Origin of the sequence: Streptomyces sp. Pv4-95 (assembly GCF_045782725.1) — a bacterium.
GTDB lineage: Bacteria > Actinomycetota > Actinomycetes > Streptomycetales > Streptomycetaceae > Streptomyces.
In genome coordinates this window covers 7,626,514-7,651,217 of the sequence record NZ_CP127172.1, presented here as the reverse complement: position 1 = coordinate 7,651,217, position 24,704 = coordinate 7,626,514, and the positions used below count along the sequence as shown (strand labels likewise).

Annotated in this window: 21 protein-coding genes and 1 pseudogene; 14 read left to right on the top strand and 8 right to left on the bottom strand. The window is 69.3% G+C overall.

Going from position 1 to position 24,704, the window contains the following annotated elements; all coding sequences use genetic code 11:
* Positions 1 to 8 precede the first annotated feature (8 nt).
* Entirely contained in the window at positions 9 to 986 is a 978-nt protein-coding gene (locus QOM21_RS33530; RefSeq protein WP_407554764.1) for an aldo/keto reductase, read from the bottom strand.
* A 218-nt stretch (positions 987 to 1,204) separates the two neighbouring features.
* Between QOM21_RS33530 and QOM21_RS33525 the strand changes: the two genes are divergently transcribed.
* The 5 genes from QOM21_RS33525 (at position 1,205) to QOM21_RS33505 (ending at position 7,831) form a co-directional block, all read left to right on the top strand.
* Positions 1,205 to 2,113 (top strand): helix-turn-helix transcriptional regulator, encoded by a 909-nt coding sequence (locus tag QOM21_RS33525; protein WP_407554763.1) that lies wholly within the window; start codon positions 1,205 to 1,207, stop codon positions 2,111 to 2,113.
* Positions 2,114 to 2,700: 587 nt separating this feature from the next.
* Positions 2,701 to 3,807: a ferritin-like domain-containing protein gene (locus tag QOM21_RS33520; protein WP_407554762.1), complete on the top strand. Its 1,107-nt coding sequence runs from the start codon at positions 2,701 to 2,703 to the stop codon at positions 3,805 to 3,807.
* A gap of 557 nt (positions 3,808 to 4,364) precedes the next feature.
* On the top strand, positions 4,365 to 5,360 hold the full coding sequence (locus QOM21_RS33515) for a LacI family DNA-binding transcriptional regulator (RefSeq protein WP_407554761.1): 996 nt from the start codon (positions 4,365 to 4,367) through the stop codon (positions 5,358 to 5,360).
* A gap of 420 nt (positions 5,361 to 5,780) precedes the next feature.
* The gene (locus tag QOM21_RS33510) at positions 5,781 to 6,236 is read left to right on the top strand and encodes an RpiB/LacA/LacB family sugar-phosphate isomerase (protein WP_407554760.1); all 456 of its coding nucleotides are present in this window, start codon (positions 5,781 to 5,783) and stop codon (positions 6,234 to 6,236) included.
* Positions 6,237 to 6,445: 209 nt separating this feature from the next.
* On the top strand, positions 6,446 to 7,831 hold the full coding sequence (locus QOM21_RS33505; protein WP_407554759.1) for an MFS transporter: 1,386 nt from the start codon (positions 6,446 to 6,448) through the stop codon (positions 7,829 to 7,831).
* Between the two features lie 307 nt (positions 7,832 to 8,138).
* Here QOM21_RS33505 and QOM21_RS33500 read toward each other — a convergent pair whose 3' ends face one another.
* Positions 8,139 to 9,905 (bottom strand): FUSC family protein, encoded by a 1,767-nt coding sequence (locus tag QOM21_RS33500; protein WP_407554758.1) that lies wholly within the window; start codon positions 9,903 to 9,905, stop codon positions 8,139 to 8,141.
* A 245-nt stretch (positions 9,906 to 10,150) separates the two neighbouring features.
* On the opposite strand from QOM21_RS33500, the gene QOM21_RS33495 reads away from it, so the two are divergent.
* Positions 10,151 to 10,783: a DUF1345 domain-containing protein gene (locus QOM21_RS33495; protein WP_407554757.1), complete on the top strand. Its 633-nt coding sequence runs from the start codon at positions 10,151 to 10,153 to the stop codon at positions 10,781 to 10,783.
* 215 nt (positions 10,784 to 10,998) lie between these two features.
* Here QOM21_RS33495 and QOM21_RS33490 read toward each other — a convergent pair whose 3' ends face one another.
* Positions 10,999 to 13,311 carry an FdhF/YdeP family oxidoreductase gene (locus QOM21_RS33490; RefSeq protein WP_407554756.1) on the bottom strand — a complete coding sequence of 771 codons (2,313 nt, stop codon included), beginning with the start codon at positions 13,309 to 13,311 and terminating at the stop codon, positions 10,999 to 11,001.
* Positions 13,312 to 13,618: 307 nt separating this feature from the next.
* Here QOM21_RS33490 and QOM21_RS33485 point away from each other — a divergent pair, with 307 nt between their 5' ends.
* Both QOM21_RS33485 and QOM21_RS33480 read left to right on the top strand, forming a co-directional pair.
* On the top strand, positions 13,619 to 14,341 hold the full coding sequence (locus QOM21_RS33485) for a dienelactone hydrolase family protein (protein WP_407554755.1): 723 nt from the start codon (positions 13,619 to 13,621) through the stop codon (positions 14,339 to 14,341).
* A gap of 314 nt (positions 14,342 to 14,655) precedes the next feature.
* Positions 14,656 to 15,024: a low affinity iron permease family protein gene (locus QOM21_RS33480; protein WP_407554754.1), complete on the top strand. Its 369-nt coding sequence runs from the start codon at positions 14,656 to 14,658 to the stop codon at positions 15,022 to 15,024.
* Positions 15,025 to 15,115: 91 nt separating this feature from the next.
* Here QOM21_RS33480 and QOM21_RS33475 read toward each other — a convergent pair whose 3' ends face one another.
* Together QOM21_RS33475 and QOM21_RS33470 are read right to left on the bottom strand one after the other, a co-directional pair.
* Entirely contained in the window at positions 15,116 to 15,556 is a 441-nt protein-coding gene (locus QOM21_RS33475) for a DUF6640 family protein (RefSeq protein ID WP_407554753.1), read from the bottom strand.
* Between the two features lie 84 nt (positions 15,557 to 15,640).
* Positions 15,641 to 16,744 carry an FAD-dependent monooxygenase gene (locus QOM21_RS33470; protein ID WP_407554752.1) on the bottom strand — a complete coding sequence of 368 codons (1,104 nt, stop codon included), beginning with the start codon at positions 16,742 to 16,744 and terminating at the stop codon, positions 15,641 to 15,643.
* A gap of 251 nt (positions 16,745 to 16,995) precedes the next feature.
* Between QOM21_RS33470 and QOM21_RS33465 the strand changes: the two genes are divergently transcribed.
* Positions 16,996 to 17,697: a TetR/AcrR family transcriptional regulator gene (locus tag QOM21_RS33465; protein WP_407554751.1), complete on the top strand. Its 702-nt coding sequence runs from the start codon at positions 16,996 to 16,998 to the stop codon at positions 17,695 to 17,697.
* Between the two features lie 178 nt (positions 17,698 to 17,875).
* On the opposite strand, the gene QOM21_RS33460 is transcribed toward QOM21_RS33465, so the two are convergent.
* On the bottom strand, positions 17,876 to 18,166 hold the full coding sequence (locus tag QOM21_RS33460; protein ID WP_407554750.1) for a helix-turn-helix domain-containing protein: 291 nt from the start codon (positions 18,164 to 18,166) through the stop codon (positions 17,876 to 17,878).
* Here QOM21_RS33460 and QOM21_RS33455 point away from each other — a divergent pair.
* A pseudogene (locus tag QOM21_RS33455) lies at positions 18,150 to 18,483 on the top strand (RidA family protein). The gene QOM21_RS33460 and the pseudogene QOM21_RS33455 overlap by 17 nt on opposite strands.
* A gap of 189 nt (positions 18,484 to 18,672) precedes the next feature.
* Here the strand turns inward: QOM21_RS33455 and QOM21_RS33450 are convergent.
* On the bottom strand, positions 18,673 to 19,125 hold the full coding sequence (locus QOM21_RS33450) for a Zn-ribbon domain-containing OB-fold protein (RefSeq protein WP_407554749.1): 453 nt from the start codon (positions 19,123 to 19,125) through the stop codon (positions 18,673 to 18,675).
* Positions 19,126 to 19,307: 182 nt separating this feature from the next.
* The gene (locus QOM21_RS33445) at positions 19,308 to 20,036 is read right to left on the bottom strand and encodes a TetR family transcriptional regulator (RefSeq protein ID WP_407554748.1); all 729 of its coding nucleotides are present in this window, start codon (positions 20,034 to 20,036) and stop codon (positions 19,308 to 19,310) included.
* A 118-nt stretch (positions 20,037 to 20,154) separates the two neighbouring features.
* Between QOM21_RS33445 and QOM21_RS33440 the strand changes: the two genes are divergently transcribed.
* The 4 genes from QOM21_RS33440 to QOM21_RS33425 all read left to right on the top strand — a co-directional run bounded on the left by QOM21_RS33440 (position 20,155) and on the right by QOM21_RS33425 (position 24,430).
* Positions 20,155 to 21,321 (top strand): acyl-CoA dehydrogenase family protein, encoded by a 1,167-nt coding sequence (locus QOM21_RS33440; protein WP_407554747.1) that lies wholly within the window; start codon positions 20,155 to 20,157, stop codon positions 21,319 to 21,321.
* Between the two features lie 48 nt (positions 21,322 to 21,369).
* On the top strand, positions 21,370 to 22,155 hold the full coding sequence (locus QOM21_RS33435) for an electron transfer flavoprotein subunit beta/FixA family protein (RefSeq protein WP_407554222.1): 786 nt from the start codon (positions 21,370 to 21,372) through the stop codon (positions 22,153 to 22,155).
* 51 nt (positions 22,156 to 22,206) lie between these two features.
* Positions 22,207 to 23,169, top strand: coding sequence for an electron transfer flavoprotein subunit alpha/FixB family protein (locus QOM21_RS33430; protein WP_407554223.1), 963 nt, complete (start codon positions 22,207 to 22,209; stop codon positions 23,167 to 23,169).
* A 421-nt stretch (positions 23,170 to 23,590) separates the two neighbouring features.
* Positions 23,591 to 24,430, top strand: a complete 840-nt coding sequence (locus QOM21_RS33425) for an MBL fold metallo-hydrolase (RefSeq protein WP_407554746.1) — start codon at positions 23,591 to 23,593, stop codon at positions 24,428 to 24,430.
* Positions 24,431 to 24,704 lie beyond the last annotated feature (274 nt).

Here is a 24,704-nt window from a genome sequence, read left to right as displayed (position 1 = left end):
CGGATGCATCAGCGTTCGAGCAACTGCGCCTGGGCCGCGGTGTGGGTGTCACCGGCGGCGGGCGGCAGGCTGCTCAGCTTGTTCAACTGCTCGGCGGTCGGCGTGACGGCGTCGGCGGCGGTGTTCTCCTCGACCCGGCTGACGCGCTTGGTGCCAGGGATCGGGGCGATGTCCTCGCCCTGGGCGAGCAGCCAGGCCAGCGCCACCTGCGCGGGTGTGGCGCCGACCTCGGCGGCCAGGGCCTTGACCTCGTCGGCGAGCGCCAGGTTGCGCTGGAAGTTCTCGCCCGTGAAGCGCGGGTTGTCGCGGCGGAAGTCGCCTTCATCGAACTGGTCGGTGGAGCGGACAGTGCCGGTCAGGAAGCCGCGGCCCAGCGGGGAGAACGGCACCAGGCCGATGTTCAGCTCCCGCAGGACGGGCAGGACGCGCTCCTCGATTCCGCGGGTCCACAGCGAGTACTCCGACTGCACCGCGGTGACCGGCTGGACGGCGTGGGCACGGCGGATCGTGTCCGGACCGGCCTCGGAGAGGCCGAAGGCGCGGACCTTGCCCTCGGCGATCAGCTCGGAGACGGCGCCGGCGGTCTCCTCGATCGGCGTGTTCGGGTCCACCCGGTGCTGGTAGTACAGGTCGATGTGGTCGGTGCCCAGGCGCTTCAGGGAGCCCTCGACCGCGGTGCGAATGTTGGCCGGGCTGGAGTCGAGGTTCCACGCGCCCTCGCCTCCGTGGGAGACCAGGCCGAACTTCGTGGCCAGCACCACCTTGTCCCGGTGCCCCTTCAGCGCCCGCCCGAGCAGTTCCTCGTTGGTGTAGGGGCCGTAGATCTCGGCGGTGTCGATGAGCGTGACGCCCAGCTCCAGCGCCCGGTGCACGGTCCTGATCGACTCCACCTCGTCGGTGCCCGAGCCGGTGTAGCCGTGGGACATGCCCATGGCCCCCAGCCCGATCCGGGAAACCTCCAGGTCACGCAGCTTGATGTACCGCATCTCGCCTTCTCCGGTCGGTGGCGTTGCCCGTCCCCTCGCTCTCGCCCGGCCCGGCAGGCCGTGCCGGTCGGAGCCTGGGTGACGGCGAAGGGTCCGGCGTCTTTCCTCATCAACCTTCGCCCGGATTGCTCCCGTGTGGCAGGGCGGGCTCTTCAGGGGTAATGGCAGGGCCCCCCTCCCGTCTGCGGAGCGGGGGGCCGTCGGGTGAGACTGGGGGCATGGCATCCCAGAGCGCGAACAGCGAGGGCGCCGAGCTGGGCCGCTTCCTGCGCGCCCGCCGCACCCAGACCAGCCCCGAGCACGTCGGGCTCACCGTCGGCGCCGGCATCCGCCGCACCCCCGGCCTGCGCCGCGAGGAGCTGGCCACCCTCGCCGGCATCAGCATCGACTACTACGTGCGCCTGGAACGCGGCAAGGAGACCCGCCCCAGCCCCGCCGTCCTTGACGCGCTCGCCCGCGCCCTGCACATGGACGACCAGGAGCACCAGCACCTGCGTGAGCTAGCCGCCCGCGCCGCCCGCTACACCTCAGAACCGCCGCCGGCCCCCAGCCGCACCGTGCGCCCCCACCTGAAGCTGCTGCTGGAGTCGCTGCGGCCGAACCCGGCCTACGTGATCAGCCGCAGCATGGACATGCTGGCCTGGAACCCCGGCGGCCTTGCCCTGTACGCGGGCCTGGAGGACTGGCCCGCCAAGCACCGCAACCTGGCCCGCTACCTCTTCCTCCACCCGGCCGCGCGTGATCTGTTTCCGGACTGGGACCGCCAGATCACCGCCTGCGTCGCCCGGCTGCGTGCCGTGGCCGGCACCGCACCCGATGCTCCCGACCTGACCAACCTCGTCGGCGAGCTCCTCCTCAAGAGCCCCGACTTCGCCCGGCTGTGGGAACGCTACGAGGTCACCGGCCGCAAGCCCGCACAGAAGACCTTCCACCACCCCCGCATCGGCACCATCACGCTCACCTCCCAGTCCATGCAACTGGAAGGCACCCCCGGCCAGCGCATCGGCGTCTACACCGCCGAACCCGGCACCCCCGACCACGACGCCATGATGCTGCTCGACATGACCACGCCCACAGCCGCGCCCAGCCCGCAAACCCCGCACACATCGAATCCCAGCCGCGGTTGATGAGGTCCTTGCGCCTGCCGGCGACGACGTAGTTGCCTGAGGGGTGTCGCCGCATCAGGTCCCCCGGCAGATAGAAGCCGTCCGGGGTGAACGCACGGGCGTTGTGCTCGGGGCACGGGCGGAGCCGCGCAGCGTGTACGGCCGCGTGCCGCCAGCTCCCCAACTTCGCCGTCGGCCACCTCCTGGCCGTTGACGTCGCCACCTTCGCCAAGGTCGCCGTCGACACGGCACTCAGGCTGATGCGCGTGCCGTGCATGCTCGGTGTGTACGACACGGGCCGCACCATCAACCCCACACTCGCCGAGAGCATCAGCCGCCGACGGGGCGAACCGGATTGCCCGACCCCGGAGTATGACGCGACTGGACCGACAGGGTGGTGGATCCCTTGGCTGAAGCCGGACACGCCAAGATCAGCGGCGCAGGCTGCTAGCTTCGCGAACTGTTCGAGGGCCCAGGACTGCAGCCGAGGCCAACCCATGTTGTGAACGGAGGCAGCGGTGACTGGAGCGACGGAAAGCCCGGACGGACCGACGGGCGCTCAGCTCAAGCGCCGGAGTTTCCTGGCGTCAGCCGCTTTCGCAGCCGCGATGCCTGTCGCGGGCGCCAATACCGCGCAGGCCGTCGAGCTACCGGCCGGAGGCCCCCTCCCCACGCCCGACCACGGCTCCGTGGGACGCCTCCTCGCGGTCCCCGAGGACCTCCGCGGATCCGCCTGGATCAGGTCGGCCCTCCAGGTAGCCGTCGAACTCGAACTCGCCACAATTCCGGCTTACTTGTGCGGCTGGTGGTCCGTCAAGGACCGTGGCAGCGAGGCCGCCCGGTTGATCCGACGCATCGTCGGCGACGAGATGTTCCATCTGGGTGTGGTGTCCAACCTGCTTGTCGCCATGGGCGGGCAGCCACAGATCAGAGACGCGGCACCCAGCTATCCCGGACCATTGCCCGGCGGTGTGCGCGACGGAGTGACCGTGTATCTGTCAGGGCTCACCAAGTCACTCGTACATGACGTGATGATGGCGATCGAGGCTCCTGAAACCCCGCTCGCCCAGAGCGAAGACACTTCACCCACTGTCGGTGCCTTCTACAACGAACTGCAGAAGGCGTTCCGTTCCACGGCACCTGAACTGTCAACCCGGGGACAACTCTCCGAACACATCGGCTCGGACGTGCTGAAACCGATCGAGAACCTCGACGACGTCGAGTGGGCCCTGGAAATGGTCAAGGAGCAGGGCGAGGGCACCGCCAGTTCCCCGTCCGACACCTTCGAGGACGACCATCCCGCCCACTACTACGCGTTCGGCGAGATCTACCACGGCCGGCGACTGCGCAAGGTGGGAGGGAAATGGGAGTTCACGGGCTCGCCCGTGCCCTTCCCGGATGTCCGCCCCATGGCACGAGTACCGGAAGGCGGATGGCCCGACCCCTCGACGCACGTTCGGCAACTCCTGAACCGGTTCGACGCCGCTTACCACTCCGTGCTCAACTCCCTCGACCATGCCTGGGACGGAGGCGGGCCCCGCGCCTTGAACACGGCGGTCCACGCCATGCGCGGGCTGGAGGCCCCCGCGATCGAACTGATGGAGACCGCCATTCCCGGCGGTCCGGGCACCTACGGACCCGAGTTCTGCCCACTCCCGAGCCCTCCCGCCACCCAACGTGGGCATCAACGTCGTGATCGGCACGCAGGCGCCTGAGAGCCCCCCACCGTGCGCCCTACGAGATCGCCCAGGTCTACTGGATGCTGCACACCACGTGCGAAACAGCACTTGCGAACGGTTCGAGCGTCATCGCCGCCTGAACCGTCCGCTCCCGGCAGCGTGCAACTACCAGCCAGTGGAAGTGACTGCGGGCGCCCTCGCGTTGCAGCCTGACGCTCCGCGTCAAGCCTGATTCAGGCGTCACCTCCGAAGGCTGCCCGATCGAGCGACGAGCACCGGCGCACATCACCGCGGATGCCCGGTGCCGTGCAAGGACTCGGGCGTAGAAGCCAGGCAATGCGCCGGCCCGGACCGGCGGACCGATGGGCCGATGGGCCGCCGTGCGCTCCATGCCAGTGGACGAGCTGCGGAGCTGCCAACTACTCCCCCAGCGCGGCACATTCCGGTACTCCCCAGCTCGGCACATTCCGGCCGCCCCGGCCGAGCTCGTGCGGTGCTGCGTTTCCGCTCCGGGACCTTGCTCATTTCGCGATCGGTGTGCGATCTTAAATTCAGTCGGTTCATGGAAACGTTTCCACAAGGAGGTGGGGCGGATGGCCACGATCAAGGACGTCGCCGCACGGGCCGGGGTCGCGCTCGGTACCGCGTCCCGCGTGCTCAGCGGCAGCAGTCAAACCTCGGCCGACTCCCGGTCCCGTGTGCTCGCTGCCGCGGCCGAGCTGGGATACATCGCCAACGGCCCCGCCCGTTCCCTCCGCCGCGCCCGCACCGACGTGCTGGGGCTGCTCGTCTCGGACATCCGTAACCCGTTCTTCTCCGAGCTGGCGCACGCCGCCGAGCAGGAGGCCCGCCGCCACGGATACACCGTGCTGCTGGCCAACGCGAACGAGGACGCCGAGCAGGCCGACGCCTACCTTCGGACGTTCGCCTCCCAACGCATCGACGGCCTGCTGTTCTCGCCGCAGAGCACCGTCTCGCCGCAGCTCGCGGCCACGCTCGCGTCCGGACTGCCGCTCGTGTTCCTCAACCGCAGCATCGAGGGCGTCGACGCACCGCTGTACGGCACCGACAACGCTCAGGGCGTGGAGCAGGTGCTCGCCTGGCTGCAGCGACGGGGCCATCGCGACGTCGCCTTCATTGGCGGTCCGGACACGGTCTCCACCGGAGCCGAGCGTCGCGCCGCCTACCTCGCCGGGCGCCAGGCCCACGGCATCAGCACCGACGACCGGCTGCTGGAGGCCGGTGACTTCCTGGCGGGCGGGGCGGCCGAGGCCATGTGCCGCATCCTCGACCGCGGCGTCACGTTCACGGCCGTGTTCGGCGCGAACGGTCCGACCACCCTGGGAGCCGTGCGCGCGCTGCGCGAGCGGCTCGGCGCGGAAGAGGCCGCCCGCATCGAGATCGTCTCTTTCGACGACCTCGACTGGTTCGAGTTCGCCTCACCGCCCATCAGCGCGGTCCGCAACGACGCGTCGTCGATCGGCCGGCTCGGTGTACGAGGGCTCGTCGACCTCGTCGCCGGCCGCGCCGCACCCGGGCAACGCGTCCCCACCACCTTCGCCGACCGGGCCTTGCCGGGCGCCCGATGAGGACTCGGGTCGCGGTCGGCGCCACCGTCACCGAGAACGCCGGCTCCCTCAGCCGTCCGCCTGGCCCCGGCGAAGCTGTGACAGCGCGGAGCAGGACGCTCCTCGCCGGTGCGCTCGGCGGTGCGCTCGGCGGTGATCCCGCCCTGCTCGATCTGCCCGCTCGCGAGCCCAGCGTCACCCCTGGTTGGGCCTCTCAGCCGGAGGGCACCCCTTCAGGCCATGCGGCTGTGCGCCGTGATGGTGCCCGGCGCCGAGCACGCGATCGCCGTCAAGGCCGTCGACTGCGCTTACGCCATCGCGCGGCGTGCGAGTAACGGCTGCACGCTGCGCTCACCGCCGCTCCCCCACCCGACCGAGCACTGCGACGTCCGTCCGCCACCCGGCGAAACCGCAGTGTGCCCGTCCTGAAAGGAACAGCCGATGAAGGTCGCCCTCGGCGCGGATCACGCCGGATATGCGCTCAAGGACGCCGTCCGCGAGGCCATTGAGGCTCTCGGACATGAGGTGATCGACTGCGGCACCCACAGCTGCGACCCTGTCGACTTCCCGGACATCACCCGCGCAACCTGCGAGGTTGTGCTCTCCGGCTCCGCCGATCGGGCCGTGCTCGTCTGCGGCACCGGCCAGGGCGCCGTCATGGCCGCCAACAAACTGCCCGGCGTCCGCTGCGGCCTCGCCCACGAGCCCTACTCCGCGCACCAGGCCGTCGAGCACGACGACGCCAACGCCATCGCCATGGGGGCCTGGCTGGTCCCGCATGCGCTCGTGCCCGACATCGTCCGCGAGTTCCTCGGTGCCGTCTTCGACGACGACGAGGAAACCCGCCGCCGGGTAGCCAAACTCAACGCGCTCGACGCCCTGCCCCTGGCCCCCTGACCAGCCGCCCAAGCAACCCACGCACCCCTTGAGCGGCTGAGCCTTCTCCTTCGCTGATACCGAACGCCCTGCCCACGGACGACCAGGCCGGGCGCCTCCTCGTCATGCCCCAACACATGGTCAAAGGATCCGCCCTCCCCTCGTGCGGACCCATCCTCCTCACTCGTAGACGCCGGAGTCGATCCGGCGACCATCAAAGGAGAACTCCCATGTCCACCAGCGTCCCTGCCGGACGGCGGAGCGTGCTCGGCTCCAAGGACCGCGTCAAGACCGCGGTCGCCGCGGCCTTCGGCACGAGCGTCGAGAACTACGACTTCATCGCGTACGGCACCGCCTCCGCGCTCTACTTCGGATCGGTCTTCTTCCCCGAGAGCGATCGGTTCGTCGGCACCTTGCTCTCCTTCGCCACCCTCGCGGTCGGCTTCGTCATGCGCCCGCTCGGCGGCGCCATCGGCGGCTACTTCGCCGACAAGTTCGGCCGCAAGCCCGTCCTCGTCGCGGCGATGATCGTCATGGGCGCCGCCACCTTCCTCATCGGCGCGCTGCCGACCTACGAACAGGTCGGTGTGCTCGCACCGATCCTGCTCGTGGCCATCCGCATGATCCAGGGCCTGGCGTTCGGCGCCGAGTGGGGCGGGGCGATCACCATGGCCTACGAGCACGCGCCGTGGCACCGCCGCGGCATGTTCGCCGCGATCCCCCAGTCCGGCAATCCTCTGGGCATAGCCCTGGCCAGCGGCGTGTTCGCGTGGAGCGACACCCTCGACGGCAACTGGCAGTGGCGGACACCCTTTCTGCTCAGCGCCGTCCTCGTGATCGCCGCGCTGATCGTGCGCTCCCGGCTCTCCGAATCCCCCGAATTCCAGGAAGCCCAGGCCGGCGGCAAGACCGAGAAGAACCCGTTCCTCGCCACTCTGGCCGACGACTGGCGCGCCATCCTGCGCGTCATCGCCTTGCGCGTCGTCGAATCCTTCGCCTACTACTCCACCGCGACCTACCTGCTCAGCTACATCACCGAACGCCACCCCGACCTCAGGCCCGTCGCCCTCGGCGCGATCACCGTCGCCAGCATCCTCGCCATCGCGGTCACCTTCCTCGCCGGCGCGCTCACCGACCGGATCGGACGCCGCCCCATCTACATAACGGCCTGTACGGCGGCGGTCCTCTTCGCCTTCCCGATGTACCTGCTCACCAATTCCGCCCAACCCGCCCTCGTGGTCACGGTGTTCATCATCGGCATCGGCCTCATCCACGCATCCCTCACCGGCACCCAAGGCTCTCTGCTCACCGAGCAGTTCCGCACCGCGACCCGTACCTCGGGAGCCTCGCTCGGCTACCAAGTCGCCGCGGCCATCGGTGGCTTCGCCCCACTGCTCGCCGCCGCTCTGGTGGGTGCCTTCGGCTGGCCGGGCGCCGCGCTGCTCTACCTCGGCGCGGCCGTGATCGGCCTCGGCGGCATCCTCGCGACCAAGGAGACCTGGGGCCGCCATGAGCGGGCCCGCGTGCTCGGCCTCGTCGCCGAGGAACGCCGTGCTCAGACCGCTTCAGGGACGCCGGCGAGTGACGTCCTGCCGCTCTCGTCCGAGTCTCGGTGAGGTTTGTCTTCCGGGGGTGAAGCTCCGGGAGACCGTGCAGCAGGCGAGGCGGGAGCGCACGGGTGCGGGCGAAGCGCGGGCGGGCGACGGGCTCAGGACATCTCCGGCCTGCGGGCAATGGATTGGTGACGCCGAGGACGTCCGCGCGAGGTTGGACACCTACCGCAGTGGCGGGCGCCCGGGGATGCGCTTTCAGCACCCGGCGATTCATCGCTCCCCTGGTCGCCTCGGCCCAAGGTCCGGGGCCGGGGCCGGGCGTCAGGTTGTCGCCGTCACACGGCCGGTTGGTGGCGGCGGCGACCGGTCGCTACCGGGGGTGGTGGAGGCGCTCCAGCAGGAGGTAGGCGCGTTGTTCGGCGGCTGCGAGTTCGGCGGGATCGATGCCCGCCGGCCACAGCTCTCCCGCGGCGGCGTCATCGGCATCGCGCAACTCCACCACTGCCAGCACGAGTTGGACCTGGACGACGGCGAGAGGCGGGCCGGTCCGCTCGGCCAACGACCGCTCCGCCTGCCCGGCCGCCTCGGTGCACGCCGCCAGGGCACGCTCCACGCGTACTGCGGCCTGGTCGTGGACCACCAGCAGTGCGCAGACCAGCCCGACGGCGATGCCCAGCACGCTGCCCAGCACCCGGTCGTGGACGAGGTCCCCCGCCGGGGCGGGCGAGGCCAAGTCGCTCAGCAGCAGCGCCAAAGGCGTCAGGAAGACGACGCCTAGTGCGTAGTTGCTGGCCACGACGTATTCCAGCAGGAATTCCAGCAGGACGACCGACACGGCGAGTGCCATGGGAGCCGGGTGGGCGGCCAGCACAGCGAGGGTGATCAGCAGTCCGACGAACGTGCCCAGGGTGCGTTGAACGGCGCGTTGCGCCGTGGTGCGCAGGTTGACCGAGTGGAGTACGGCGGCAGCCGAGACCGCCGCCCAGTAGCCGTGTTCCAGGCCCAACGCCAGGGCCAGCCCGCCCGCGATCCCGGTGCCCAGGACCATGCGGAGCGCGGGAACGGCCAGGACCGCGAGGTGGCCGGGCCCGTCGGGGTGGCGCCCCACCAGCAGATCGGATGCACGTCGGGCCACGGGGTCTGTCGACTCCGCAGCGGTTTCTGCCGTGCGCTGGGCGGCGCTGTCCCGGGCCGCTGCCGGCAGTGACAGCTCGGGGAGGACGGCGGGCGCTCGGCGGCGCCGGTCGGTGAGCGGCCGCGCCTGCCGGCGCAGCTGACGCGCCGTGGCGGTGGGATCGCTGGGCGACAGGCGCGCGGAGCAGACCAGCAGCGACCAGGCCAGGTCCGTCAGACGTACGAAGGGTTCGTTCCGGCCGGTCCGCCGGGCTTCCGTCGGCGGCGCGGTACCGAGGGCGTGGTAGGCGTGCAGGACCGCGACGGTCGCCCGGTGGCGCGTCCGCCGGGCGCCGGCCCCCGCTCCGAGTGCGTCGAGCAGCGCCGCCAGCTCCCGCAGGGCGGTGGCCACCACGAGCCGCTGCGGACGGTCCGGATGCAGCAGCCGGCCCGATACGCCGAGCACCCAGGCGACCGCCGCTCCGGCAGCGGCCAGCGCGGTCTGCGGAAGAACGTCGGCGGGGGCGGGTGAGCTGTTGGCCGACACCGCGAAGGAGAACAGCAGCAACACGGCGCCCAGCCCGCTCAACCGCGTCCGGTCACAAGCGAACTTCGCCAGCCCGGCGACCACGGCCGTCGTCGCCACCACCACGGCGGCACCGGCTCCGCCCGTCCACGGACGGAGCCAGGCGGCGAGCGCCGAACCGCACCCCACGCACGCCGTCATCGCCACCGCGACCAGCGCGAGGACGTGAGCACGGCGCGGGTACGGCAGGTTGCGGCCGAACGTGGCGGTGAAGGCGCCCAGCATGGCGTACACAGCGAGATCGGGATGTCCCGCCTGCGCCACCGGCAGTGCCACCAGGGCCATGGCCAGGGCAGCACGCACAGCGAAGAGGAACGCCCCGTCCACCGTGTGCAGCACGAGTGCGCCGCGAAGGGAGAGCACTCGCGCAGCCCCTGAGGCGGCACGCCGCCAACCGTGCCCGGCCGCGGCAGACGATGAACGGCACGAAGAGGGCATTTCCGGTGTATATCACCCGCGCCCGGCAGGGTTCCTGACCCCTGAACCGGCGTCCGTGTGTCCACGCGTTCCGCCTCCGGACACGGCCGTGACGCCGGGCCGGGAAGTCCGATGGCGGTGCCGCGGCTGCGGGTCCGGTCGACCGACCGTCCCCGTCCGTACCGCGGTCGACCGATCGGGCCCCTTGAACCGCCCGGCGCAGTCTCGCCGGGCTGACCGACTGCGGGGCGGTTACGTTTTGCCCTATGAGTACCTGGTTGCCGCTTTCCGCAGTCCCCCGGCTCGGAGGCGCGATGGCCGTCGGAGCCGCGGCCGGCGTGGCCGTCGGAGTGCCGGCCGGACCACCGATGGGAGTTCTCGCCGCCATCGCCGCGACGGAACTCGTCTTCGTCGTCGCCGGCTGGCTGGTGCTCTGGCCGATGGACGCCGGGGCCACTCACCAAAACGCCCAACGTGAGGACTTCCGGCCCCTCGTCGACGAACTCGTGGTCGTGGGCGCTGCCGTGTGCGGACTGGTCGCCATCGTGCTGCTGCTCCTGGTCGGGAAGTCCGACTCCGGCCACACCGCGGCCGCGGTCGCCCTCGGCGGCGTGTTCGTGACCTGGGCGGCGCTGCACCTGATGTACGCCACCCGTTACGCATACCTCTACTACCGGTCCGGGAGCGGAATCGACTTCAACTCCGAGAAGCCGCCCTCCTACCGGGATTTCCTCTATTTCAGCTACAACCTCGGAATGACGTACCAGGTGTCCGACACCGACGTCTCCAGTTCGACAATTCGCGCGGTGGCCCTGCGGCACTGCCTGCTGTCCTACGTCTTCGGCACCAGCATCCTGGCGACCACCATCAACCTCGTCACCGGAATCGTCACCGGATGACCCTGGTCCGGATGCACCGGGCACAGCCGCACTTACTCTGTTCGCGACTAATCGACTAGTGAAGAGGAGGGGAATTCCTGCGCGTGCTGGGTCGGTGTCGGATGGGCGCTCGGTCGCCCTCCGGGCACCCGGCGCGCACCAGATGTTCCCCTCTCGGCCCAACCGTGAACCGGGAGTCCGCGAACCAACCCCAAGTGTCCGTCGCCCACCCGGCCTCAGACGGCGGGTTCGATGGTGACCTTGACGTGCTTCATGATCGGCTGGTCGCTCTGCGTGCTGTAGTCGGCGAGCGCGCACAGGACATTCATCTCGGGCATATAGCCGGCCGCACAGCCCCGGGGAATCTCGTACGGGATGGCGAGATAGCCGTTGAGGTGGCGCCGGCTGCCGTCCTTGGCGGTGCTGACGATGTCCACACGGTCGAATTCGGCGACACCGCGTTCCCGCATGTCGTCGGGGTTCATGAAGACGAGGGTGCGCAGGTTCTTGATGCCGCGATAGCGGTCGTTGTCGGAGTAGATGGTGGTGTTCCACTGGTCGTGCGAGCGCATCGTGCCCAGTGCCAGGGTGCCGGGGGCGGGGATGACGTCGGGCAAGGGCGCACTGGAGAACTCGGCGCGTCCGGACGGGGTGAGGAAGACCAGCTCACGGGCGGGCTGCTTGATGCGGAAGCCGAGCGGCAGGCGAACCCGCCGGTTGAAGTCCTCGAAGCCGTCGAGGGCTTGGGCCATGGTGTCCCGGATGCGGTCGTAGTCCTCGATGTACCACTCCCAGGGGGTGGTACTGCCAGGGAGGGCCGCGCGGGCCATGCCGGCGACGATGGCAGGCTCGGACAGCAGGTGCGGTGAGGCGGGACGCTTCATGCCGATGGACAGGTGCACCATGCTCATCGAGTCCTCGACGGACGTGCTCTGGACCCCCGCACGCTGGTGGTCCTTCTCGGTGCGGCCGAGGCACGGCAGGATCAGGGCCTGCCGGCCGTGCACGAGGTGACTGCGGTTGAGCTTGGTGCTCACCTGCACGGTGAGGTCGCAGTTGCGCAGTGCGTCGTAGGTGTAGGGGGTGTCGGGCGCCGCGAGGGCGAAGTTGCCGCCCATGCCGACGAACACCTTCACATCGCCGCGTTTCATGGCACGGATGGTGCCGACGGTGTCCAGGCCGTGCGCCCGCGGTGGCTCGATCTTGCAGACGTCGGCCAGACGGTCGAGGAAGGCGTCGGCGGGGCGGTGGTCGATACCGCAGGTGCGGTTCCCCTGGACGTTGCTGTGCCCGCGCACGGGGGAAGGGCCGGCCCCCTCACGTCCCAGGTTGCCGCGCAGCAGGAGCAGGTTGATGATCTCCCGCACGGTGTCGACGCCGTGCTCGTGCTGGGTCAGGCCCAGGCACCAGCAGACGATGCTGCGGTCGGCCTCGCCGTACACCTGCGCCGCCTTGAGGATGCCCTCCCGGCTGAGCCCGGACTGACTCTCGATCTCTTCCCAGGGTGTGGCCTCGCACAGCGCCCGGTACTCCTCGAAACCGGCCGTGTGACGGTCGATGAACTCCAGGTCCAGCGCCTTGGGGTCGGTTGCGGACTGCTTCAGGATCGCCTTGGCCATGCCGCGCAGGAACGCCATGTCGCCGCCGATGCGCGGCTGGAGGTTCAGGGTGCTCGTCCGAGTCGTCTTGAAGAAGGCCATGTCCGTGAAGTCGTGCGGGACGATGGCGCGGGTGGCGGCCGCCTCGACCAGCGGATTGACGTGCACGATCTGGGCGCCGCGGTGGTACGCCTCGGCAAGGGCGGTGAGCATCCTGGGCGCGTTGGAGGCGGCGTTGACTCCCAGGATGAACAGCGCGTCCGCGCTCTCCCAGTCCTTGAGGTCCACGGTCCCCTTGCCGGTGCCCAGCGACGCCTGGAGTGCCCGCCCGCTGGCCTCATGGCACATGTTGGAGCAGTCGGGCAGGTTGTTGGTGCCCAGCTCACGGGCCATCAGCTGGTAGAGGAAGGTGGCCTCGTTGCCGAGCCGGCCGGAGGTGTAGAAGGACGCCTGGTTCGGGTCGTCCAGCTCGCGCAGGGCCACGCCGACCACCGCGAACGCGTCCTTCCAGCTGATCGGGACGTAGTGGTCCGAGCCGGGGTCGTACACCATCGGCTCGGTCAGCCGGCCCTGGTCCTCCAGCGCGTAGTCGCTCCAGCCGGACAGCTCGGTCACCGAATGGGATGCGAAGAACTCGCGCCCGACGCGCTTGCGCGTCATCTCCCACGTGACGTGCTTGATCCCGTTCTCGCAGATGTCGAGGTGCAGACCCTTGGTGTCGTCCGGCCATGCACAGCCGGGACAGTCGAATCCGGTGTTCTCGTGGTTCATCCGCATGATCGCCCGCGGCCCGTCCACCAGCGCACCCTCACGCGCCAGGAACCGTGTCACGCTCTTGGCCGCACCCCATCCGGCGGCGGGGTGGTGATAGGGGCGGGACTCCGGCTCACCTGTGGGAACGGGGCCCACATTGGGCTCCAGCCGTTCCTGTTCCTCATGGGACGCGCTCACGAATCTCACCTTCCGGGCACCCGGACGTGGGCCGACGGACCGACTGCTGGCCAGGCTAGGTCCGCTGCCGCCCCCCTGCCACCCGACCATGACCGTGTAGGTGGCTCCGTCGAATCCGGCTACGGACCCTCCGCAAAAACCCGTGGGCGCACCACGGTGACCACTGCTAATCTCCCGGAGGCCGTGCGAGAGAACGAGGAGGTGGTACCCGTGAACGCAGTATCGACATGGGTGCTCCCCTCCGGGGTCACGGTCGGGCGATAGGTCGTCCGGGAGCGCCGTTCACAGACTCCCGAAAGGCACGACCATGCACTTCACTTCCACACAGCGCCTCGACGACGGCGTCCTCGAACGCGAGTTCACCCTCGGCGAGATCCCCGGCATCCTGTGGACGCCTGGATCCGCACCGGCCCCGCTGGTCCTGATCGGCCACCCCGGCGGCTTGCACATGCGGCTCCCCCGGCTGGTGGCCCGCGCCCGGCGCTACGCGGCGGAGTACGGCTTCGCGGTGGCCGCCATCGACGCCCCCGGGTGTGGCGACCGGCCCCGTTCCGCCGCCGACGAGCAGTCCCGCGCCGACCTTCGCCGGGCGGTGCAGGCCGGCGAGCCGGTCGACGAGATCCTCGACGCCTTCATCGTCCCGCTGGTCGAAAAGGCGGTCCCGGAATGGCGGACCACCCTGGATGCCCTCCTCTCGCTGCCCGAGATCGGCGGCCCGGTCGGGTACGACGGGATGGTCGCCATCGGCATTCGGCTGGCGGTGGTCGAGCCGCGCATTTCGGCCGCCGCCTTCTTCGGCCAGAGTTTCGTGCCTGACACCCTGCGCGAGGAGGCCCGGCAGGTCACCGTCCCGCTGCAGTTCCTGATGCAGTGGGACGACGAAGGGATGGAACGGCAGCCGGTCCTCGACCTGTTCGACGCCTTCGGCACCAAGGAGAAGACGCTGCACGCCAATCTGGGCGGGCACACCGGCACCCCGCAGTTCGAGGTGGACGACGCGGCCCGGTTCTTCACCCGGCACCTGAAGTAAGGCGGGGCCGCCAGGCCGGAAGCAGACGTTAAGCGCTGTCGGCCAGGACGCCGCTCATCGAGGACGGGTCCGGCCCTCCTCTATGAGCGGCGGCCGGCAGATGCACAACGGGATACCGCATTCACACGGACCGGCCGATCGCCGGCTTCGGCGACGTCCACCCCGCCACCATCAGTCCCACGCCGTGAGTGCCTCGATGCGGTGAGTAGATGCTGGTCACGGCAGGATCCGGTCCCTTGCGCCGCCCGGTGGGAAATCGGGCACACGGGGCCCCCAGATCCCGCACGGCTGGTGCCGGCAGGGAGCATGGCGGCATGAGTACACAGCATCCCGCCGAGCGGGGCGGCGCCGGGCGCGACTGGTTCGCCGCCTTCTCCGAGCGGGCATCGAACGTCACCAGCTCCCCGCTGTTCTACGCCCTGTGCGTGCTACTGGTCCTCGGCATGGTCGCCGTGCACCTCGCGCACCTGCCGGTGCCCTGGCTGATCTTCGCGGGGGATGTCATGACGGCCATCAACCTCCTCTTGCTCACCTTGCTGAAGAACACCGAACGACGTGACGCGCGCGCCGTTCAGCGCAAGCTGGACGCCATCGCGGCGGCAATGCTGGAGCAGCGCGAGGGCACGAGCCACGCAGCGGCCGACGACCTGCGGCGTGCCATCCGCATGGAGGAGTCACAGTGACGGGGCTGCGTCACGCTCGTGGGGCCGGCTGGACGGTACAACTGGGTCGAGGACGTTTCGGGGTAAGCCTTCCAACCGGCTGAGGCTTACGTCAGGTGGTGGGGTCCGTGGGCGTGCGCAGTGTTGCCGCTGTCGCGCCGAGCAGGGCCAGGGTCAGGATGATTGCCGTGAAGACCTGGCCGTGCACGCCGAGGACGAAGAGGGTCCGGTCGGAGAACTCCGGGTCGTAGGTAGCGGTGCCGGGGAACAGAAGTGCGCCGATCATGCCGAGCCAGGGGGTGGCCAGGACCGCGGCGGCACACAGCAGCCGACCGCGGGTGTTCCGGCCCTGCCGCAGGGCGAGGCCCAGGCCGATGAGGCCGAGGAGCACCGTCATCACCATGTACTGGGCGTCGTGGAACTTGGCGTGGGGCGGCCAGCCGGGGTTGAAGGCGTGCTGCGCCGCCAGGTGCGGGACGACGAAGTCGGCGAGCACCGCGCTGACCGTTGTGACCGCTCCGACGAGGGCGATCAGGATTCGCGGGAGGAGCATGGGTTGACCTCTTGAGGCTCGGCGGTTTCCCGGGGACGACACGCTTAAGCGGCGTCGGGCGGACGGGGGCACGTGGTGGGCGTGTCAGAACGTCCAGGTGTAGGCGCGGGTGATCGAGCGGTTGAAGAGTGACTTGGGCAGGAGTGGCAGAGCCACGTCTCGCAGGGCGGTCAGTGGCGGGGAGGTCCAGTGCGCGGGGGCGCCGGCCTGCCGGGAGCGGCGGACGATCATCTGGGTGCGCGGCCGGCGGATGCGGTCGTATTCCTCCAGCCCCGCACGCACGCCGAGGGTGTCCGCTGCTGCGGCGAGGGTGACTGCGTCTTCGAGAGCCTGGCAGGCGCCCTGCCCCAGGTTGGGGGTCATGGCGTGCGCGGCGTCTCCGAGAATCGCGACCTTGCCGGAGACGTAGGTGGGCAACGTCGGCAGCTCGTATGTGTCGTGCTGCAACACCCCGTCCTCGCCTGCGGTGTTGAGCAGTGCGGGGATGGGGCTGTGCCAGTGCGCGAAGCGTTCGCGTAGCTGGTGCAGGTGGGTGCGGGAGCCGACCGGGGCGTCGGCCATCACGTAGCAGTAGACGCGGCCATCCGGCATGGGTACATGCCCGAATCGTTCGCCTCTCCCCCACGTTTCCACGCTCCCCTCGACGGGTTGGGGTGGCGTGATGAAGCGCCAGGTGGTGTATCCGACGTAGCGCGGTCCGGGTAGGCGTGGCCAGAGGGAACGCCGTGTGACGCTGTGCACGCCGTCGGCGCCCACGACGAGATCCGCGGTGGAAGTGCCGCCGCTGTGGCGGACCGTGCCATCGGACCGCACCTGGCACACCTCGGTGCCGGGCCGCAGCGCCTCTGCGGGCACGGCCGCGCGCAGGAGGTCGACCAGGGCGGCCCGATGCACGGTCGCCCACTGGCCGAAGCGGCGTTTCAGGTCGTCGATGTCGTTGCGGATCAGCCAGCCCCCGCTCGCACGACGGATGCCCGCGGGTGGATCGGCCAGTCCGCCGGCACGCAGGCGATCGCCGAGGCCCAGTGCGTCCAGCGCGCGTAAACCGTTGGGCTGAATCGACACTCCCGCACCGATCTCGGTGAACTCCGGAGCGCGTTCAAGGACCTCCACCTGCCAGCCACGCTGGTGGAAAGCGACAGCTGCGGTCAGCCCGCCGATGCCACCGCCCACAATGATCGCCTTCATCGTCGAGTCTCCTTCGTGGTCGTTGTGTGCCGGGGTCAGCGCGGGCTGCGGCGGACTTGAGCGGATCTGAACAACCGCCACGACAAGGCCGTAGCGAGCAGCACAGCCACGGGACGAATCCACCCCTCGCACCCCACACCCCCGATCCCAAGGGCTTCTAGATTTACTTAGAGGCATTAAGGAAACATAGATACCCTAGGATTGCAACGGCGCTGAGCTGACGGCGCTGATGAAGCGACAGAGGGGCGAGGATGGCCGCAGGGACCAGCAGCAGGCGGGAGAGGTTGCGACAGGCGACCCTCGATGAGATCCACGCGGCCGCGCGAAAGCTCCTGGTCGAGCAGGGATCGACTGCGGTGACCATCAACGCGGTCGCCAGGCAGGTGGGCATGAGCGGCCCGGCCCTGTACCACTACTACGCGGGCCACGACGAGTTGGTCGGCGCGGTGACAGCGGACTTCTTCCGCGAGTTGGCCGCAGCCATGGAACACGCCCGGGACGCCCACACCGACGCGCCGGTCGGCGAGCGCATTCTCGCGACCTGCCGAGCCATGCGCGCCTGGGCGATCGCCCATCCCGCGGAGTTCGGCTGGATCTTCGCCAGCCCGATCACCCCGCCGAACCGAGAGCCGGACTCGGCACGCCACCAGGCCGGGCAGCGTTTCGAGCAGGTCCTGCTGGATCTGACGGTGGAGTTGTGGACGACGCGACCGTTCCCGGTGCCCGATCCGGCCGGCCTGCCCACCTCACTGCGCGAGCAGCTGACCGCCTACTCCGCCACCATCGACGGGCGCCTGCCGCCGGAGGCCGCGCACGTCTTCCTGTCCTGCTGGACCAAGCTGTACGGCCTGCTGTGCATGGAAGTCCTGCACCAACTGGACTTCGCCTACTCCGACCTGGCCCCCGTCTTCGAGGAGTGCCTACGCGACCTGGCCGTCACCCTCGGCCTGTAGGAGTCATCTGCGGGGCCGTGAGCGCCCGTGGGGCCAGGCGCCCTCAAGCAGCGCTCTCCACATCGAGCTGCGGGAACGGCATCGCCGGCTCTTGGTGACCGTCGGCGGGTGACAGGCAACGCGCCGGCCACCCGCCGTGCCGTAGATCATTTACGGGACGGGGCAGCCCTCGCCCCCGTCAGGACGGTTCGACTGCGCGGTGCTCGGCGACGCGGAACTGCAGGAGCAGCCAGGCGAACACGTCGATGTCGTTGAGGTCGAGGTCGAAGAGCGACTGCAGCTTTTCGATGCGGTAACGAACCGAGTTCACATGGACGTTGAGCGTGGCTGCCGTAGCGGGAATGTTCTTGTTGCTCTCGACGTAGGTCTTCAGGGTGTCGAGATACGCGGAGCCGCGTTCACGGTCCGCCTCCCGCACCCGTTCCAGGACCGGGACGCGCAGATGGTTCGTCCTGTCCGCCGATGCCACCGTCTTCAGCGGCCTGGTGTGCCACCCAGATCCCGGACCGCGACGACAGCTCGATCGATCTGGGCGACATCCGACAGCAGACCAGGCAGACCCTCACCAACCTGGCCGACTCGCTCAGCCGGGCGCACGGCGATCTCAGCCGGCTACTGCATCTGACGATCCACCTCACCGACATCGAGGACCGCGACGCCTTCAACGAGGTCTACGCCGAGGTCGTATCCCGCCCCTATCCGGTGCGGTGCTGCGTCGCCGTCGCCGCACTTGCCGTCGAGGGAATGCGCGTGGAGGTAACCGCGCTCGCCGCCCGGGCCGTGTGACCCAGCGCAGCCGAGCGCGGCGGCCAAGGGCGATGCCGTGGCCTGTACGTGACCGCCGGCCGTGAGCGCGGGACGGTCGGAGAACTCCCCTGCGTGGCTGATGAATCCCTGCCTCACCGAACGGTCCTCGGGGAGGCATTCAGGGGCCCTGGACCCTTCCACGCCAGGGCCCTCACCAAGATCGACCGCTCACCCGGCGTGGGACGCCTCGCAGAGCTGGAAGGCGAGTTCCTGGGAGCGCGGTCCCGCGCAAGTGGCCAGCCGCACCAGGGCTCCCTGGTGTATTCGCTCCGGTGGGGTACCCATGATCCTGGCGCTGAGGCGGTAGCCGTCATCCATCGCGATGACGGCTACCGGGTGCGGCACACCCCCGTTCCGGCCGACGGTGACCCGGCGAATGACTCCGGTGCCGGTACCGGGCTCCCAGACCAGGTCGGTGCAGCCACAGGTGGGGCAGAGCAGGCGGCGGAACGACGGAGTGTTGCACCAGCGGCAGCGCTGGAAGTGCAGCGTCCCGTCCTTCACCTCGGCCGGGCCGTCCGGCGGGAGGGGCGCCCTTGCCGCTGGTTCCACATATGTGGTCCAGTCCGGTGTGTCGTGGTTGAGAGGGGCGTAGAGGGAATCGATCACTGGCTGGGTCACGGTGCCGTCTCCTTCCGGGAGGAGGAATGCCGAGGAGCGCCGAGACTGTCGGGCATCCGCCGCCCCGGGCACGAGGCTGCGGCGCACCCAGCGTCATCGCGCCGTGCAACGCCCTGAACGATATGACACTCAGTGCCACGCGTAAAGGCACTGAGTACCCTTGTTCGAAACCCGTCGCGACCTCACCCTCCGGTGGAGGACTCGATCTCCTGGACCACGCGCCACATCGGGGTACCGCGCTTGGTGATCACGACGACGACATCCTCCGGCTCCTGCTCGCCCTCGCCCGCTTCCTCCGCCGAGCTGCTCCAGGACTGCTGCACGAAGCCGAGGGCGTGGTCCATCCGGGCCGTGACGTCCTCGTTTCCACCGGAACGGAGCCATGACCGCAGCGCGTGGTTGTGAGCAGCCACCACCGAGGCCGCGATCGTCTCGCCGCGCAGGCCCCTGTCGGGCCGGCCGGCGAAGCGCCGTTGCAGGTACTCCGAGAGGGTGCGTTCGTAGCGGCGGACGACGGAGAGTTCGTGGGTTCGAAGACCCGGAACGCTCTTGGTGAGGCGGTACCGCTGCACCGAGAACGAGGGGGCGGCGGCGTAGACCCGCAACACCAAACGGGCCGCATCGCATGCCCGCTTCACCGGCTCCTCATCGCTCGGCTCCTCGAGGAAAGCCGTCATCTCGGCGAGGCATTGCTCATGGTCGGGGAAGACCACGTCCTCCTTCGACGGGAAGTAGCGGAAGAAGGACCGCCTCCCGACACCGGCGAGCCGGACGATGTCGTCGATCGTGGTCTGCTCGAATCCACGCTCCACGAACAGCTCGAACGCCGCCGAGATCAACGCGTCCCGCATCGAGGGCTTGGCGACGGCCCCGTCGGCGACGCCTTCGCCCTGTCCCTGTGCCTCATTCATGCGGGGAAGATACACCGGCGGTCGCACCCCACGGACTGGACGCGTGGCACTGAGTGTGCATACTTCAGGGTACTGAGTGCCACCTACTTGCGCGATCGGACGACGGGACGTGTCTGCGATGAACCACATGCTCGACCTCTACCGACTCCCTGAGGAGCACGACATGCTCCGCGAGTCGGTGCGTGCGCTCGCCGAGGCGAAGATCGCGCCCTTCGCCACCGCGGTGGACGAGGAGGCGCGCTTCCCGCAGGAGGCACTGGAGGCGCTGGTCGCCAATGACCTGCATGCGGTGCACGTGCCGGAGGCGTACGGCGGTGCGGGTGCCGACGCGCTGGCGACGGTCATCGTCATCGAGGAGGTCGCCCGGGTCTGCGGCTCGTCCTCGCTGATCCCGGCGGTCAACAAGCTCGGCTCGCTGCCGGTGATCCTCTCCGGCTCCGAGGAGCTGAAGAAGAAGTTCCTGGGCCCGCTCGCCAAGGGCGACGCGATGTTCTCCTACTGCCTGTCGGAGCCGGACGCCGGCTCGGATGCGGCCGGTATGAAGACCAAGGCGGTACGCGACGGGGACCACTACATCCTCAACGGCGTCAAGCGCTGGATCACCAACGCCGGTGTCTCCGACTACTACACGGTGATGGCCGTCACCGACCCGGAGAAGCGCTCCAAGGGCATCTCCGCGTTCGTCGTCGACAAGAGCGACGAGGGGGTGTCCTTCGGCGCTCCGGAGAAGAAGCTCGGCATCAAGGGCTCCCCGACCCGGGAGGTCTACCTCGACAACGTCCGTATCCCCGCCGACCGCCTGATCGGCGCGGAGGGCACCGGCTTCGCCACCGCCATGAAGACCCTGGACCACACCCGCATCACCATCGCGGCCCAGGCGCTCGGCATCGCCCAGGGCGCCCTGGACTACGCCAAGGGCTATGTCACCGAGCGCAAGCAGTTCGGCAAGCCGATCGGCGACTTCCAGGGCGTGCAGTTCATGCTCGCCGACATGGCCATGAAGCTGGAGGCCGCCCGCCAGCTCACCTACGCCGCGGCCGCCAAGTCCGAGCGCATCTCGGCCGGCGGCAAGGACGAGGACCTGACGTTCTTCGGCGCCGCCGCCAAGTGCTACGCCTCCGACGCGGCCATGGAGATCACCACCGACGCCGTCCAGCTGCTCGGCGGCTACGGCTACACCCGCGACTACCCCGTCGAGCGGATGATGCGCGACGCCAAGATCACGCAGATCTACGAGGGCACCAACCAGGTCCAGCGCATCGTCATGGCACGCAACCTCCCGTAGCCCCTGACGAGGCGCTACCCAAATCCGACTCTTCCGAATGGACTTGTGATGAGCTTGAGGATCGTTGTCTGTGTGAAGTACGTGCCCGACGCCACCGGCGACCGGCACTTCGCCGAGGACCTGACCGTCGACCGCGACGACGTGGACGGCCTCCTCTCGGAGCTCGACGAGTACGCCGTCGAGCAGGCCTTGCAGATCAAGGAAGCCGCTGACGACGCGGAGATCACGGTGTTGACCGTCGGTCCCGAGGACGCAAACGACGCGCTGCGCAAGGCTCTGTCGATGGGTGCCGACAAGGCCGTCCACGTCGAGGACGACGACCTGCACGGCACCGACGTCCTGGGCACCTCCCTCGTGCTGGCCAAGGCCATCGAGAAGACCGGCTACGACCTCGTCGTGTGCGGAATGGCCTCCACCGACGGCACGATGGGCGTCCTGCCCGCACTGCTGGCCGAGCGGCTGAACGTCCCGCAGGTCACCCAGCTCTCCGAGGTCGCCGTCGCCGACGGCACGGTGACCGGCCGCCGTGACGGTGACACCGCCAGCGAGCAGCTTCAGGCCGCGCTGCCCGCGGTGGTGTCGGTCACCGACCAGTCCGGTGAGGCGCGCTACCCGTCCTTCAAGGGCATCATGGCGGCGAAGAAGAAGCCGGTGGAGTCCTTGGATCTGGAGGACCTGGAGATCGAGGCGGACGAGGTCGGTCTCGAGGGTGCCTGGAGCAAGGTCGAGGACGCGGCCGAGCGTCCGGCCCGCACCGCCGGCACGATCGTCAAGGACGAGGGCGAGGGCGGCAAGCAGCTCGCCGAGTACCTCGCGGGCCAGAAGTTCATCTAAGCCCCGACGGCCCCCTCAACCTTCCTCATCTCTTCCCGCAGGAGTCATCTCATGGCTGAAGTCCTTGTCTTTGTCGACCACGTGGACGGCGCCGTCCGCAAGCCCACCCTCGAACTGCTGACCCTGGCCCGCCGGATCGGTGACCCGGTGGCCGTGCACCTGGGTGCCGGCGCGGATGCCGCCGCAGGCGTGCTCGGCGAGCACGGTGCGGTCAAGGTGCTGGCCGCCGACGCTCCGGAGTTCACCGACTACCTCGTCGCCCCCAAGGTCGATGCGCTGCAGGCCGCCTATGAGGCCGTCTCACCGGCCGCGGTGCTGCTGCCGTCCTCCGCCGAGGGCAAGGAGATCGCGGCCCGTCTGGCGCTGAGGATCGGCTCGGGCATCATCACCGACGCCGTCGACCTGGAGAACTCCGATGAGGGTCCGGTGGCGACGCAGTCGGTGTTCGCGGCGTCCTTCACCACCAAGTCCCGCATCACCAAGGGCACCCCGGTCATCACCGTCAAGCCGAACTCCGCCGCTCCCGAGGCCGCCCCGGCCGCGGGCACGGTCGAGCAGCTCACCGTGAACATCGCCGACGCCTCCAAGGGCACGAAGGTCGTCTCGCGTACGCCGCGTGAGTCGACCGGGCGTCCGGAGCTGACCGAGGCCGCGATCGTGGTCTCCGGTGGCCGCGGCGTCAACGGCGCGGAGAACTTCCCCGTCATCGAGGCCCTCGCCGACTCCCTCGGCGCGGCCGTCGGTGCCTCGCGCGCCGCGGTCGACGCCGGCTGGTACCCGCACACCAACCAGGTCGGCCAGACCGGCAAGTCCGTCTCGCCGCAGCTGTACATCGCCGCCGGCATCTCCGGCGCGATCCAGCACCGCGCCGGTATGCAGACCTCCAAGACCATCGTCGCCATCAACAAGGACGCCGAAGCCCCGATCTTCGACCTCGTCGACTACGGCATCGTCGGCGACCTCTTCGAGGTCGTCCCCACCCTCACCGAAGAGGTCAAGACCCGCAAGGGCTGACCCCCTTGGGCCCACCCGAGCCCACAGATGAGACGTGTTCCGCTGCGACGATTCGCAGCGGAACACCGTCACATTGGCGGTGCGGACTGGAGCAACCCGACGCCCCCTACGACTCACCGTCTTGGAGAACTCGAACAACAACCACGTTGTCACTGACTCTGGTTGGATCGCCGTCATCATGGCAGGACTCGGAATCGTCATCACCGTGTCCTACGCCTACATCCCTGAGGCGGCCCCCACTGATACCTGGCTGCTTCGGCAGCGGGATCATCAACGGCATGGCGCAGGTCCGCGGTGCTATCGGGGGTGTCCTCGGCGTGAGACGGGCGTACAACCGGATGTCAGATGGGAGAGTCCGCCAGTCATGAACCTGCCCGCCACGGGTTACACAACATCAGAATACGGCCAGGTCAGCGTGCTTGTGGGTCCGAATCGGGGCGCCTACCCGTACGGCAACTCGCTGCTCGTACGGGGCGCGACCGCATCCCTGGTCGTTGATCCGTCGTTGTCGCTCGTCGATGGCGCACCCGCCGCGGACGTGGTCCTCGTCAGCCACGCACACGAGGACCACATCGCCGGTCTCGGAAGCTACGAGGTGCCGGTCCACATCCACAAAAGCGACCTCGAAGCCCTGCGGTCCCGTGACGTACTCATTGGCGGGTTCGGCCTACCGCCCGACGCGGTCGATGAGGTCGACAGAACGATGCGCGACCACTTCCACGTACAGGGACGCCCAGACGCCAAGGGTTTTGAAGACGGCGCCGTGTTCGACCTCGGCGGACGCACGGTGACCGTCGTGCACCTCCCCGGCCATACCGCGGGCCACAGCGGCTTCTTGATCGAGCCGGACGGCTTCCTGTTCGTGGCGGACATCGACCTGACGTCGTTCGGACCGTACTACGGTGACGTCGGCAGCAGCCTCGTGGACTTCGAGGCGTCCATGCACCGGTGCCGGGAGATCGATGCGCGCTGGTACGGCACGTCCCACCAAAAGGGCGTGATCGAGGGCGCCGGGGAGTTCCGGCGCCGCCTCGACACCTTCGTCGGTGTGGTGGCGAAGCGGGAGGCGGCGCTTCTCGCGTTTCTCGGCGAGCCCCGGACCACTGAGGAGATCGTCGACCATCGGTTGGTCTACCGCGCCCACGTCGAAGGCCCGCAGGTGAGGCCGGTGGAGCGGAGGACGGCGGTGCAGCACCTGGACCGGTTGCGGAGTGCGGGGCTGGTCGCGGAGGTGGAGCAGGGCCGGTTCCGAGCAACGTAGGTTCGCGGCGATCGGGGAGATCACGGGAAGGGAATCGTGCCGCGGCTGAGGCTCCGTAACGCCGATACCACTTCCCGGAGAACTTCGCAGGTGCGCGGTGGTGCGCCCCGTCCGCCGAGATGCTGGGCACCCAGGCGATGGGGCGCGGCCCCTGTCGCGGTAGGCAGCCCGTAGCACTCGTTGCGGGGCATGGCAGTGGGCTCAAAGTTCATGCGCATGGTGTCCGCCAAGTGGGTACTGACCGCCGATGCGCTTACTCGGCCTCGGCGCCCTC

Bases quoted from the DNA above. Each gene is read 5' to 3' on its own strand.
- QOM21_RS33530 (WP_407554764.1), bottom strand. From the start codon at position 986: ATGCGGTACATCAAGCTGCGTGACCTGGAGGTTTCCCGGATCGGGCTG.
- QOM21_RS33525 (WP_407554763.1), top strand. From the start codon at position 1,205: ATGGCATCCCAGAGCGCGAACAGCGAGGGCGCCGAGCTGGGCCGCTTC.
- QOM21_RS33520 (WP_407554762.1), top strand. From the start codon at position 2,701: ATGCCTGTCGCGGGCGCCAATACCGCGCAGGCCGTCGAGCTACCGGCC.
- QOM21_RS33515 (WP_407554761.1), top strand. From the start codon at position 4,365: ATGGCCACGATCAAGGACGTCGCCGCACGGGCCGGGGTCGCGCTCGGT.
- QOM21_RS33510 (WP_407554760.1), top strand. From the start codon at position 5,781: ATGAAGGTCGCCCTCGGCGCGGATCACGCCGGATATGCGCTCAAGGAC.
- QOM21_RS33505 (WP_407554759.1), top strand. From the start codon at position 6,446: ATGTCCACCAGCGTCCCTGCCGGACGGCGGAGCGTGCTCGGCTCCAAG.
- QOM21_RS33500 (WP_407554758.1), bottom strand. From the start codon at position 9,905: ATGCCCTCTTCGTGCCGTTCATCGTCTGCCGCGGCCGGGCACGGTTGG.
- QOM21_RS33495 (WP_407554757.1), top strand. From the start codon at position 10,151: ATGAGTACCTGGTTGCCGCTTTCCGCAGTCCCCCGGCTCGGAGGCGCG.
- QOM21_RS33485 (WP_407554755.1), top strand. From the start codon at position 13,619: ATGCACTTCACTTCCACACAGCGCCTCGACGACGGCGTCCTCGAACGC.
- QOM21_RS33480 (WP_407554754.1), top strand. From the start codon at position 14,656: ATGAGTACACAGCATCCCGCCGAGCGGGGCGGCGCCGGGCGCGACTGG.
- QOM21_RS33475 (WP_407554753.1), bottom strand. From the start codon at position 15,556: ATGCTCCTCCCGCGAATCCTGATCGCCCTCGTCGGAGCGGTCACAACG.
- QOM21_RS33470 (WP_407554752.1), bottom strand. From the start codon at position 16,744: ATGAAGGCGATCATTGTGGGCGGTGGCATCGGCGGGCTGACCGCAGCT.
- QOM21_RS33465 (WP_407554751.1), top strand. From the start codon at position 16,996: ATGGCCGCAGGGACCAGCAGCAGGCGGGAGAGGTTGCGACAGGCGACC.
- QOM21_RS33445 (WP_407554748.1), bottom strand. From the start codon at position 20,036: ATGAATGAGGCACAGGGACAGGGCGAAGGCGTCGCCGACGGGGCCGTC.
- QOM21_RS33440 (WP_407554747.1), top strand. From the start codon at position 20,155: ATGAACCACATGCTCGACCTCTACCGACTCCCTGAGGAGCACGACATG.
- QOM21_RS33435 (WP_407554222.1), top strand. From the start codon at position 21,370: ATGAGCTTGAGGATCGTTGTCTGTGTGAAGTACGTGCCCGACGCCACC.
- QOM21_RS33430 (WP_407554223.1), top strand. From the start codon at position 22,207: ATGGCTGAAGTCCTTGTCTTTGTCGACCACGTGGACGGCGCCGTCCGC.